This is a genomic window from Bacillus sp. FSL P2-0099, from assembly GCF_038007445.1.
In the GTDB taxonomy this organism is placed as follows: Bacteria; Bacillota; Bacilli; order Bacillales; family Bacillaceae_G; genus Bacillus_A; species Bacillus_A mycoides.
Genome location: NZ_JBBOXE010000001.1, coordinates 4,207,138 through 4,219,846 on the forward strand (window position 1 = coordinate 4,207,138; position 12,709 = coordinate 4,219,846).

A 12,709-nucleotide genomic window follows, 5' to 3' on the forward strand; every position below is an offset into this window, starting at 1 on the left:
TCCCTCATTTCTATCAATATAAAAACCCCCTCTTCACTTTGAAGAGGGGGACATAATTGTTCCTCCTCTTATTATGCAAAACACACGTTTTGCAGGTTTTAGCACCGTTTCAAACATTTAGTTTGAAGGTTGCCGGGTTTCACAGGGCCTTTCCCTCCACCGCTCTCAATAAGAGTTTGTCTTTATTATTTTATTTATGTAGCTAAAAGGAAATACGTTCCCCTTTTAACAATGTTTGTTAATTTTTTATAAATTTAGCACGCACTAAAATAAAAGTCAATGACACTTGCGGAAAAATAAAAATTATTTAAAATAAAGTTGCAATTCAATTATCTTTTGTTGTAAAGTTAAAACCATAATAAAATTTCATACGAACATTCTTATCTAGAGAGGTAGAGGGACTGGCCCTTTGACGCCTCAGCAACCATTAACATTCATTCGTTAATAAGGTGCTAATTCCAGCAAATTGTGAAAGATTTGACAGATGAGAAGAAGACTCTATTCAATCCGAAAGCCTTCTTCTTAGAAGGCTTTTTTTATTTTCACTTAGTTGTTCACTTTAAAAAGGGGGAATTTTCACATGTCAACAATCGAAACAAAACTAGCACAAATCGGGAACCGTAGCGAAGCTACAACAGGAACGGTTAATCCACCTGTTTATTTCTCAACTGCTTATCGTCACGAAGGAATTGGTAAATCTACTGGATTTGACTATTCAAGAACTGGAAATCCGACTCGTGGCCTTTTAGAACAGGCAATTGCAGACTTAGAAAGCGGTGAGCAAGGGTATGCCTGTAGTTCAGGAATGGCGGCTGTTCTCCTTGTCCTTTCACTATTCCGTTCAGGAGATGAGCTTATCGTATCTGAAGACTTATACGGGGGAACATATCGTCTATTTTCCGAACATGAAGACAAGTGGAATATTCGATGTAGATACGTAGATACACAATCTATTAAACAAATTGAGCAAGCAATCACATCTCAAACGAAGGCTATTTTCATAGAAACACCGACTAATCCATTAATGCAAGTAACTGATATCGTAAGTGTAGCAAGTGTAGCGAAAAGGCACGGACTACTTCTTATTGTAGATAACACGTTCTATACACCTTATATACAGCAACCATTAACAGAAGGTGCAAACATCGTCCTTCATAGCGCAACTAAATATTTAGGCGGTCATAACGATGTACTAAGCGGACTTGTCGTTGCGAAAGGGAAATCTCTTTGCGAGGAGCTTGCTCATTATCATAATGCCTCTGGTGCTGTCTTAAGCCCGTTTGATTCATGGCTATTAATTCGAGGCATGAAGACTTTAGCACTTCGCATGAAACAGCATGAAAAAAACGCTCATGCAATTGTTGCTTATTTAAATGATGAAGATAGTGTGACAGATGTATTTTATCCAGGAAGAGGTGGTATGATTTCATTTCGCCTTCAAGATGAAACTTGGATTAATCCTTTCTTACAATCTTTATCCTTAATTACATTTGCTGAAAGTCTTGGCGGTGTCGAAAGTTTAATGACTTATCCAGCAACGCAAACTCATGCCGATATTCCAGAAGATGTTCGAACAGCACGTGGTGTGTGTAATCGTCTTCTCCGTTTTTCAGTCGGCATCGAAAATAGCAACGACTTAATTCAAGACTTAAAGCAAGCAATTAAACTTGTAAAAGAAGGTGTAAGAATATGAGTTATTCCATAGATACGCTTTTACTGCATAATCAATACAAGCATGACTCACACACAGGAGCTGTTAACGTTCCCATCTATAACACATCAACATTCCATCAGTTTGATGTAGATGCTTTCGGAAAGTATGACTATAGTAGATCTGGAAATCCAACACGTGAAGCTCTTGAAGATATCATTGCTTTATTAGAAGGCGGGACAAAAGGATTTGCCTTTGCATCAGGCATTGCAGCCATTTCTACTGCATTTCTCCTTCTTTCACAAGGTGACCATGTTCTTATTTCAGAAGATGTATATGGAGGCACTTACCGAATTATAACTGAAGTTCTCTCTCGTTACGGTGTTTCACATACATTTGTTGATATGACCAATTTAGAGGCAATAAAACAAAATATCAAACCGAATACGAAGCTCTTTTATGTAGAAACACCATCTAACCCACTTTTAAAAGTGACAGATATTCGCGAGGTTTCTAAACTCGCAAAATCTATTGGTGCTCTTACATTTGTTGATAATACATTTTTGACACCACTATTCCAGAAGCCACTTGACCTTGGCGCCGATGTCGTTCTTCATAGTGCCACAAAATTCATTGCCGGTCATAGTGATGTTACTGCCGGATTAGCTGTCGTAAAAGATGAAGAACTCGCTCAAAAGCTCGGCTTTCTACAAAACGCTTTTGGTGCTATTTTAGGACCGCAAGATTGTTCTCTCGTGCTTCGCGGCATTAAAACATTGCATGTACGTCTCGAACATTCAGCTGCAGGTGCCAACAAAATCGCACATTTTTTACAAGAGCACTCTAAAGTTCAAAATGTCTATTACCCTGGATTACAATCACATCTTGGCTATAGTATTCAACAAACTCAAGCAACATCAGCTGGGGCTGTTTTATCTTTCACCTTACAATCCGAAGATGCACTGCGCCAATTTTTATCAAAAGTTAAACTACCCGTTTTTGCGGTTAGTCTAGGAGCTGTTGAATCTATTCTTTCATATCCAGCAAAAATGTCACATGCAGCTTTATCACAGGAAGCACGTGATGAAAGAGGGATTTCCAATTCATTACTTCGTTTATCGGTTGGTCTTGAAAATGTTAACGATTTAATATCCGATTTCGAAAATGCTCTTTCTTATGTCGAAGAACCTGTAAATGCATAAAGGGAAGAAACGAAGCTGTGTACGAATAATAAAACTCTTCAAGAAATAAAATAGTTGTTTAAAAAGATGAACTCTAGAATAAATGACTGATGACTTGATTATTCTAAGATGTATCAGTTACATCCAAACATTTCATTATCATCATAAAGAAGCTGATCATAATCAGCTTCTTTTCTTTTAACCTGTTATATATTCTATATATAACATTATAATTCCTTTGTCATATTATTTTAAAAATTTTGTATATTCATTTGAAAGAATAAGAAAATCATGATAAAATTGTGTTACGAATATATCTATATCTTTCAATTTTTGAAACGCATCAAAATTTTCACTCAAAAATGTCATTTTACAAAACTGTGCAAATTTATCTATTTTATTTACATCAGGGTCTCTTTTCTTACAATTTCTTTACTTTAGGACTTTTTTTCTGCAACAACTGTTTTCTTTTCTTTGATTTTTTGGTATGTATAGTATGGTATAACAGCTCACACGGAGGTGGAAAAGAACATGTTAGAAACCTTTCAAAAAGAAATAGAACTATATGAAAGCAATGCAGAATTATTGAAAGTGCTTGCTCATCCTGTTCGCTTATGTATTGTAAAGGGATTAATTGAACGTGGCCCAAGCAACGTTTCTACAATGTACACAGGCTTAAACATGCCACAATCTACAATTTCACAGCATTTAGCAAAGTTAAAAAGTGCTAAAATCGTTTCTAGTGAAAGAAAAGGATTGGAAATTTACTACAAAGTAGAAAACGAAACAATCATTCAACTCGTTCGCGTATTATTAGGTTAGGGACCTATAGACAGAGAAAAAGAGTGTATTCTATATTTTTCATCTCATATCTTTAATATAAATATATATCATGAGAGAAAATATATAATGCTACATAATTAAAAGTCGTATTAAAAAACAAGACACAGAAAATACTGTGTCTTGTTTTTTTCATATTGTTAAATATTGATTCAAAAGTAAATTCTTCATATCTTTTGTGTGTATAACAACATCGAAAGCATTACCTAATCCTCCGTTCAAAATCATAGAGCGAATAGCTCTATTTAGTTTTTGAGTTTCAGAAAAAGGGTTGGTATCTTGATGGCTAGCAAGCTGATCTAATATTCCTGCTGCTAACAAAAACTCTGATTGCTTCCTATGCCATATCGTATTAATTCCTTGTAGCTCAAAATTCATCTTCAACTCATCCCAATGAACATGCGTAGTAAGGTCCATTCCTCCTGGATATGCAAGAGGATTACGAATTAGCTTGTGCTTATAATATCCTCTTAAACTTCCTTCACGATGTGCAGGATGCATCCATTCTTCTTTTGTATATCCATAATCAACTGTAATACATATACCTTTCTGAAACCATTTCGCAATCTCTTCTATATACTCTTCCATTGCAATAGGCACTTCAAAGCGCTGTCCCTCGGCAATATGAATGTTATATTTCAATAAGTAACGACCGACTCTTTTCTCTATCGGTCTAAATACTTCTGTAAGGTTTCCTTCATCTGTATACGTGATACGTACTTCATACAAAATTCCATTTCTTTTCTCAACTATCTCAACAGGAAACGCATCAAATAATTCATTCGAAAAAATAATTCCTTCGAAAGACTCTCCCATTTCAATATAAGATGTATAATACGACACATTATCAAATAAGCAAAGCCTCTCCTGTTGTAGCCTTCTATGAAAAGGGCTCACTTCAATAATTGAATAGTTTAAATTGATAAAGGTTTCCGGAGATAATTGTTTCCATTCTTGTAAAACATCATAGGCAAACTTTCCTGTTCCCCCACCAATCTCACAAATATTTGGAAAAACTTCTCCCTTTTCAACAAGCCGAATAAAAAACTTAGCAAAAGTCTTCGCAAATACAGAAGATACATTGCTACTCGTAAAAAAATCTCCCTGTCTTCCAATTTTTTCACGTTCTCTCATATAATACCCATATTCCTCTGCATATAATACGAGGTTCATATACGTACTATATGAAATCGAATGATCCTTTTCTTTTCCCATCCATTCTCTTAAAATGGGCTCCATCTCCATAATGACTCCTTATTGTAAAAATGGATTATTTTCTTTTTCAAAACCAATGCTTGTTTCTGGACCGTGTCCACATAGCACCGCTGTTTCATCTGGTAATACAAATAATTTCTCTTCAATACTTCCAATTAATTCAGCAAAACTTCCACCAGGTAAATCCGTTCTTCCAATACTCATTTGGAACAATACATCTCCAGAAAATACAGCATTCGCTTCTTTACTATAATAAGAGATACTTCCTGGAGAATGTCCTGGTGTCTCAAAAATTTCAAAACTAAAAGAACTGATCGTTAATGTACCCTCTTCGTCGATAATATGATCTGCTGGTTTTGCTGTAATACTGCGGTTCATCATAAAAATTTGCGAGCCATTCACAGTTGCATCGCCTAACCAATTCGCTTCTTCTTTATGTACGTATACCGGAATATGAAAAGCGTCTCTCACGGCATCAACAGCACCAATATGATCGAAATGAGCATGTGTTAATAAAACCGCAAGTGGCTTTAACTGTGCTTCCTGTAAATATGTAACAAGTTTCTCTCCTTCATGACCAGGATCAAAAATAATACACTCATTTTGATCATTCGTTAAAATATAAGCATTTGTTTGTAATGGGCCTAAAGGCATTTGTATCCATTTCATATGAAAATCTCCTCCAGTTATTTAATTTACTTTTAATGATACAACATTTCTTTCTCTTAGGAAAAGAAGGCGTGTTATCTCGACAATCATTTTTAAAACATGTACAATATAAAAGAGTAAATATTCTAAAAACTCATTTTAAGGAATGAGTAGACAGAGGAGGATATTGTATGGGCCTTGTTATTATTTTTACGCTAGTCACTCTGTTAGCTGTATTTGCTACGCTTAGAACACTTCGCGAAAAAAACTTATTCGCGGGTGGCTTCGCTATTGCAACCGTACTTGTTTTCGGATGGTTTACAATCATGACTGTTCTATATAATGGGTACCCACCAGCTTAATCCATTTACATTTTTATTCTCCAACAAGATCTTGCATAAAAAGAGGAAGGGGGCCCCTTCCTCTTTTCATTATTCACAACTTATATCATCTTCGCCTCGTATTTGTGCTTTTTTACAAGCCACGCTCCTCCAATTACACCTGCATCATTACCAAGTATTGCAATTGCTAACTTTGTGCTCTTTACAGCACGAGAGAAAGCATATTGCTCGAAATAACGTTGAATTGGCTCTAATAGTGCGTCTCCAGCTTTAGATACGCCACCACCAATTACGATTTTCTCTGGGTTCAACGTACTAGCAAGGTTCGCTACAGCTAATCCTAAATAAGAAGCTACTTTTTCCACTACTTCACCTGCTAGTTCGTCACCTTGTCCAAGCGCTTCAAACACATCTTTTGATGTAATAAGCCCTTCTTCTGCTAACATAGAACGTAAAACACTTTCTTTATCTGTCTCTTGTATTTGTTGCATAGCAACACGTACAATACCTGTTGCAGAGGCTACCGTTTCTAAACAACCCGACTTCCCGCAATTACATGGAAAAGCGTTCTCTGTAACAACTGTAATATGTCCAATCTCACCAGCAGCACCGCTTATACCATGTACAATCTCACCATTGGCGATAACACCACCACCAACACCAGTGCCAAGTGTCATACAAATTAAATCTTTTGCTCCTTCACCAGCACCTTTCCACATTTCACCAAGCGCCGCTAAGTTTGCATCATTATCAATAACAACAGGTAATCCCGTTTCTACTTCTAGTAAATCTTTTAACGGATAGTTTTTCCATCCTAAATTAACCGCTTCATAAATCATTCCAGATGCCACATGTACAGGACCAGGAGCTCCCATACCAATACCAATTAGCTTACTTTTTAATTCACCTAATTCTTCTAACTTTTTATCAATAGCTTTCGCTACATCAAGTGTAATATGTTTTCCTTGTTCATTTGTATTCGTAGGGATTTCCCACTTATGTAAAATTTCACCGTACACATTAATAAATGCTAATTTAATCGTTGTACCACCAAGGTCAACACCAACTAACCATTTCTCTTCCATGTTACGTACCTACCTTTATCTATTTCTTATTTATTTCTTTTTGAATTTCTTGCTTCAACAAAAATAAAGCTGTTTGATAGTCTTGTGGATCGATTAGCTGTGATTGATTTAATTCACGCAATTCATCTTGCATTAATTGTAAATCAGCAATTCGATCACCCGTATAAATAATCGTGCCAAATTTCTTTAGCAATTGCTGAATATCATAAATGGATATCATTTCATCACCCTCTATGCTCACTTACTATAAAAAATTATAATAAGAAAACGTTCACATATTTTATTATAATCACGAAGAAAAAGTCTCGTCAATTTTTATTTGTCTATACAAGCCCAATTTTAACCATTGTTCCTTTTTCTGTAATAATTTTTTCTACATTTTTATCAAATGGCTCTACTGGAATATGTTCTACCATTTGAAAACTATAAGCTAATGATAGCGCTTTCCCTTTATAATGCACGAGATAACGATCATAATAGCCACCGCCATATCCAATCCGTTCTCCTCGCTCTGTATAAGCTACGCCTGGCACGATTTGAAGATCAATTTCATCTGCATTCACTTCTTCCGTAAGCGCTGGAATTGGTTCACGTAAATTCATATACACTGTTTCTAATTGATCAAAATTACTAATTTTCCGGAAAGACATCGTTCGTGTTCCTTTATTACACTTCGGAACAACAACTTTCTTTCCTTCTTCCCAAGCTTTTTCGATAATAGGATATGTATTCACTTCATGCTCCATCGAGAGGGTGATTCCAATTGTTTTAGCTTCAACCCACTCTTTTTGCGCATACAACGAAGCTGCAATTTGCTCTGATAAAGTTGTATACCGTTCTTCTGATAAAGAATTCATGTGTTCTATTATTTGTTTACGTAAACGTAGTTTCTCTTCTCTCACACATTTTCCCCCTCACAGTGACACTTTGCTCTACGATGATAGTGTATCACTTTTAACAGAGGAACCGAATAAAAAAAGAAACAGTAGGAAAATATTCCTACTGCTTACTTTGTTTCACGGTGTAACGTAGACTTCTTGTCACGCTTGCAATACTTTTTAAGCTCGATACGCTCAGCGTTGTTACGTTTGTTTTTCTTTGAGATATAGTTACGATCTCCGCATTCTGTACATGCTAGAGTAATATTCACACGCATTCTTATTTCCCTCCAGTACTAATAACTTAAATCAGACTATACTATAATACCACTTTTAAAATAAAAATTCTACACCTTTTGATATTGTCTAATTTTTTCTATAAGATTTTTCATGTTTTCCCTTGCTATTACTGGGTTTCTAGCATGCGAATACACTAAAAATTTCGGTTGTTTTGTGTCAGAAACGATATAAGACCACTCTTTTTCGGTATATTTGAACTGTACTCCTTCAAATATACCTTCTTCCTTTCTTTCCATATCAGCCAATAATTTCCTCATTACTTTCCCTTTTTCATTCCATGAACATACAACTTCATCACAAAGTAGATAGAGCGGAGGTGATTGCTCTACTATGCTGAGAAATGTTTTTCCCTGCAATGCTATTAGCTCGAATAATTTTCCAATTCGATATAAAATATCTCGCTTCCATCTCGCTTGAAACGACTTTTTTTCATCCTGCGTATAAAATAGAAGGTAACATTCTCCTAATTTCAAAGACATCGGGTAAATATTTCCTGCCGATTCAAGTAATAAATCTGGAATATCTACCTCTTCAAAATCTGTTCCCTGGTAAATATTACTATGATTATCATATAACTCGAAATAATTTCCTTGCTCTGAAAACATAAGTGCCATATTTGCTTTACTTGATTTCATCAAGGCTTTCACATGATGCTTTTGTTCGCCCGCATAAATCCATGTAACTGTGCATCCGAGCCTTTGCAAAAAAATCATAAGTAAATGTTGTAACATATCATTTCTCTTATTAATAAGAAGATGAAACTTCTGTTTTTGTATCGTTTCAATATCAATACGCTCTAACACAGCTTCTACATAATTATTTGCAGAAACGTGAACTAGCTTATTTCGCCCCAGTTCTTTCTCAGAAGCGTAATAAAACGACTCAGACATATATACTTGTTCTATCTCTTTTTGCTGCTTATACGTTAAAAACGAGCCCTCCTTGCCATACAGTTGTATAACAATCCCTCTTTTGCTTTCCACTTGAACGAAAACTCCACCTGCACATTGCAAATTATGAATGGCATACTGAAAAAGCGACTCATTCATTTCTTTACATTCCATCGTATGAATCCCGCTGCCATGAATGGCATGGAGGAATAAATTTTTAAAGGAAGTTGTTTCTATATTTTCCTGACTTCCAATCAATATACTCTCCCCTTTGGCAAAAAGAGATCCATAAGCCATTGCAACTTTCACAATAAATTGAGGAGTAATTTCAACATTACCCCTTCCTACAATTCGGCTTTTTTGTAACCATCCTGCACTCTTTTCACTCTCTTTAACACCGGCAGAACCTACTATCGAATGACTATCTATCTCCTTATATGGCCATATTTTTCCTTTTTGCTTAATTACTGTACTTTTCCCTATATGACAATGATCCGCTACAATACTTTTTTGAAAAAGTGTAACATCATCTTCGACCATTGTATGATCTCCTATTGTTGTTTCTAACAACTCACAATTTTTTCCTATATGAGAATTTGCAAAAATGATGCTTTTTTGAAGATGAGAATAACTTGAAACGATACTATTTTTCCCGATAATAGAGTACGGTTCAATTACAGCCCCTGCACCAATCATTGCTCCTTCTCCAATAAAAGAAGGGCCATGAATTTTCGTCCCTTTTCCTATCGTTACACCTTCTCCCATCCACACCATCGGTAATACTTCTGTATATGGAATAGGCACCTTCAATTTTTTCGTCAACAAATCGAATTGAGCTTGCCGATATTGATCAAATGTACCAATATCTAGCCAATAGTCTTCTGATAAATATGCAAATAAAGCATTTTTATTTGCCAATAAAGGAAACACATCATGACTGAAATCCGAAAATTCCATGGATGGTATGTAAGAAAAGATTTCTGGCTCCATTATATAAATACCTGTATTCACAATATTAGAAACTACCTCATTCCAGCTCGGCTTTTCTATATATCGTATAATTTCTTGTTCTTTATTCATTACAACTAAGCCAAATGAGAGTGGGTTTTCTACTTCTTTCACAAACATCGTTACCATTCTCTTCTTCTGTTCATGAAATGCAATTCCTTCTGATAATTGAAAGTCAGTTAGTGCATCCCCACTAATAACAACAAATGTTTCATCTAAAAAACTTTCCGCTTGCTTAATACTCCCTGCTGTTCCAAGCGGAGGAGAATCTTCAAAATAATACAAGTTAACTCCCCACTTACTACCATCACCAAAGTATTGCTTAATGGCAGTACTCATATATTGAACTGTAATTGCAATTTCACGAATACCATGCTGACGTAATAATTCAATATTATATTCAAGAACTGGTTTTTCTAACAATGGTAACATCGGTTTTGGAGTATTACATGTTAATGGTCTAAGGCGTCTCCCTTTTCCTCCAGCTAAAATAACCCCCTTCATATACTTCAGCCTCCACTTATATAATGTTCAAGAACTCCGTATATCATTTACCCCATATTAACTGCAGTAAAAGTCCGGTTTAGTATGATCTAACAATCAGCGAGAGACAGCCCCACTAATTAAAGCCTCCCTTTATAAATAAATGTACCTTTTAACTCCCATAAAAAAGAAAGCGCTTACTATTAACTTGGTAAAATAATTAATAAAACGTAACTAACACATATGTACTTATTTTCCCATCAATTATGATACATCTTATCATCATAGACTAAAGGAAACAACGAGCTTTTTTTGTCATGTTTTGACTAAAAAAAGCAGGTGATTTCTCATCACCTACTTTTCCCCCTACTCATTCAATAAATAATGCTTTCCTTTTACTACATAAAATACATTCTCGGCAATATTTGTAACATGGTCTGCTACACGCTCAATATATCTTGCAACAAAGGATAGTTGTGTAATTTGTGTAATCGCTTCTGGTTGTCCCGGGATAGATGAAATAAATTCACGAATCGCCTTCCCATAAATTTCATCAACTGAATCATCCATTTCAGCAATTTGTTTAGCAAAAGTTAAATTTTCTTGCTCATATGCTTCTAATGCTAAATTTAACATCTTATGAGCAATCTCAAACATTTCCTCAAGATTATGTAAACTAACAACCACTTCTTTTTCACCAAGACGAATTGTTGATTTCGCAATATTAACAGCATGGTCTGCAATACGTTCTAAATCTGTCGCTGTTTTAATTGAAATGAAAATTCTTCTTAAATCACTTGCTACAGGCTGCTGCTTTGTAATAAGCATAAGCGCAAGGTCATTTATTTCCTCTTCTAAATTATCCATGCGATAATCCCCATCAATGACTTCTAACGCTTTCTCTACATCCCTGTTGTGAAGACCTTCCATAGCAATCAATAAAGCTCCACTTGCTAACTCACCAAGCTCGATCACCTTTTGCTGTAACGTTTTTAAATCACATTGAAACTGTTCTCTTACCATCATTTCTTCCCCCTCAATATTATGTGCCATTTTATATAAAGTGAAACTTTAATCAGTGTGGGGGTTTTTCATCCCCCACTGATTATCAGCCCTCACCAATCGGGCGTTTATGGGCAGCCCGACTCCCAACTAACTTCTTTGTTCCAGCCGAGTTTTGAGTTGGGAGTTTTACTGCCCGGCAAATAGCGGGATAAATCCCCTACCCAGCCTCTTGTATGTTTATTAAGCCTTGAGAAAAGAGAAATATTACTCCTCTATTTAAAATGAGGTGAAAATGAGAAATGCCCTCTGTTAAGAGGGCATTTACTCTTAGCCTTGCTAGCGATATCAACCAAATCGTCCTGTAATGTAGTCTTCTGTACGCTTATCTGCAGGTGTTGTAAATAATTTGTTCGTATCTGTATATTCCACAACTTCTCCACTTAAGAAGAAAGCAGTTTTATCTGAAATTCGTGCTGCTTGTTGCATGTTGTGCGTTACGATAACAATACTAAAATCTTTCTTTAACTCCTGAATTAATTCTTCTACTTTTGATGTTGAAATTGGATCTAGCGCCGATGTTGGCTCATCCATTAAAATTACGTCTGGCTCAATCGCTAAGCAGCGTGCAATGCATAGACGTTGTTGCTGACCACCAGATAAACCGTATGCATTATCATGCAAACGATCTTTTAACTCATCCCAAATAGCTGCGCCGCGCAAGCTATTTTCAACAATTTCATCAAGTGTTTTTTTGTCACGAATACCATGGATTTTCGGACCATATGCTACATTTTCATAAATAGATTTTGGGAATGGATTTGGCTTTTGGAACACCATACCCACATGCGTACGTAATTCTTCAACCGGATATGATTTATCAAATATGTTTCGTTCTCTATATTCGATAACGCCCGTAGTTCGAACGATAGGCACTAACTCTACCATACGATTTAGCGTTTTTAAGTATGTTGATTTCCCACAACCACTCGGACCGATAATCGCTGTTACTTCATTCTCATGAATACTTAAGTTGATATCTTTTAAAGCATGGTCTTCTCCGTACCATAAATTTAAATTTTTCGTATCAAATACTATTTTTTTTTGTGCTGTCTCAATCTTTTTCTCATTTTTCACCTGTACATTTACTACTGTTGCTACCATTTGAATTCCCCTTTCATCCACTT

The 12,709-nt window shown here is 35.7% G+C and carries 13 protein-coding genes and 2 riboswitches; of the genes, 4 read left to right on the plus strand and 9 right to left on the minus strand.

Annotation, left to right across the window (positions count from 1 at the left end; translation table 11 throughout):
• Nucleotides 1-65: 65 nt before the first annotated feature.
• Nucleotides 66-175, minus strand: a riboswitch (SAM riboswitch).
• 202 nt (nucleotides 176-377) lie between these two features.
• Nucleotides 378-491, plus strand: a riboswitch (SAM riboswitch).
• 89 nt (nucleotides 492-580) lie between these two features.
• The 3 genes from metI (at nucleotide 581) to MKY90_RS21775 (ending at nucleotide 3,654) form a co-directional block, all read left to right on the plus strand.
• Nucleotides 581-1,693, plus strand: a complete 1,113-nt coding sequence (metI, locus tag MKY90_RS21765; RefSeq protein WP_098167355.1) for a cystathionine gamma-synthase/O-acetylhomoserine thiolyase — start codon at nucleotides 581-583, stop codon at nucleotides 1,691-1,693.
• Nucleotides 1,690-2,853 (plus strand): cystathionine beta-lyase, encoded by a 1,164-nt coding sequence (gene metC, locus MKY90_RS21770; RefSeq protein WP_098167354.1) that lies wholly within the window; start codon nucleotides 1,690-1,692, stop codon nucleotides 2,851-2,853. The genes metI and metC overlap by 4 nt, the downstream gene beginning before the upstream one ends.
• A gap of 510 nt (nucleotides 2,854-3,363) precedes the next feature.
• Nucleotides 3,364-3,654, plus strand: a complete 291-nt coding sequence (locus MKY90_RS21775) for an ArsR/SmtB family transcription factor (protein WP_000894375.1) — start codon at nucleotides 3,364-3,366, stop codon at nucleotides 3,652-3,654.
• Nucleotides 3,655-3,804: 150 nt separating this feature from the next.
• Here the strand turns inward: MKY90_RS21775 and MKY90_RS21780 are convergent, their stop codons facing one another.
• Nucleotides 3,805-4,917, minus strand: a complete 1,113-nt coding sequence (locus tag MKY90_RS21780) for a class I SAM-dependent methyltransferase (RefSeq protein ID WP_341092547.1) — start codon at nucleotides 4,915-4,917, stop codon at nucleotides 3,805-3,807.
• A gap of 9 nt (nucleotides 4,918-4,926) precedes the next feature.
• Complete coding sequence (locus MKY90_RS21785) at nucleotides 4,927-5,556, minus strand: MBL fold metallo-hydrolase (protein ID WP_002034035.1); 630 nt, start codon at nucleotides 5,554-5,556, stop codon at nucleotides 4,927-4,929.
• 170 nt (nucleotides 5,557-5,726) lie between these two features.
• Here MKY90_RS21785 and MKY90_RS21790 point away from each other — a divergent pair, with 170 nt between their 5' ends.
• On the plus strand, nucleotides 5,727-5,897 hold the full coding sequence (locus MKY90_RS21790) for a DUF2759 domain-containing protein (RefSeq protein ID WP_002034036.1): 171 nt from the start codon (nucleotides 5,727-5,729) through the stop codon (nucleotides 5,895-5,897).
• Nucleotides 5,898-5,977: 80 nt separating this feature from the next.
• Here the strand turns inward: MKY90_RS21790 and glcK are convergent, their stop codons facing one another.
• The 7 genes from glcK to pstB form a co-directional block, all read right to left on the minus strand.
• Nucleotides 5,978-6,961: a glucokinase gene (gene glcK, locus MKY90_RS21795; protein WP_002034037.1), complete on the minus strand. Its 984-nt coding sequence runs from the start codon at nucleotides 6,959-6,961 to the stop codon at nucleotides 5,978-5,980.
• Nucleotides 6,962-6,980: 19 nt separating this feature from the next.
• On the minus strand, nucleotides 6,981-7,181 hold the full coding sequence (locus MKY90_RS21800; RefSeq protein ID WP_002015140.1) for a YqgQ family protein: 201 nt from the start codon (nucleotides 7,179-7,181) through the stop codon (nucleotides 6,981-6,983).
• A 103-nt stretch (nucleotides 7,182-7,284) separates the two neighbouring features.
• Nucleotides 7,285-7,863, minus strand: coding sequence for a 5-formyltetrahydrofolate cyclo-ligase (locus MKY90_RS21805; protein WP_063218896.1), 579 nt, complete (start codon nucleotides 7,861-7,863; stop codon nucleotides 7,285-7,287).
• A gap of 104 nt (nucleotides 7,864-7,967) precedes the next feature.
• Nucleotides 7,968-8,117 (minus strand): 50S ribosomal protein L33, encoded by a 150-nt coding sequence (gene rpmG, locus MKY90_RS21810; RefSeq protein WP_001265616.1) that lies wholly within the window; start codon nucleotides 8,115-8,117, stop codon nucleotides 7,968-7,970.
• Between the two features lie 69 nt (nucleotides 8,118-8,186).
• A complete protein-coding gene (locus MKY90_RS21815) occupies nucleotides 8,187-10,541 on the minus strand; it encodes a sugar phosphate nucleotidyltransferase (RefSeq protein ID WP_002190680.1) in 2,355 nt (784 codons plus the stop codon).
• Between the two features lie 345 nt (nucleotides 10,542-10,886).
• The gene (gene phoU, locus MKY90_RS21820; protein WP_002015145.1) at nucleotides 10,887-11,543 is read right to left on the minus strand and encodes a phosphate signaling complex protein PhoU; all 657 of its coding nucleotides are present in this window, start codon (nucleotides 11,541-11,543) and stop codon (nucleotides 10,887-10,889) included.
• A 327-nt stretch (nucleotides 11,544-11,870) separates the two neighbouring features.
• The gene (gene pstB / locus MKY90_RS21825) at nucleotides 11,871-12,686 is read right to left on the minus strand and encodes a phosphate ABC transporter ATP-binding protein (RefSeq protein WP_098167352.1); all 816 of its coding nucleotides are present in this window, start codon (nucleotides 12,684-12,686) and stop codon (nucleotides 11,871-11,873) included.
• Nucleotides 12,687-12,709 lie beyond the last annotated feature (23 nt).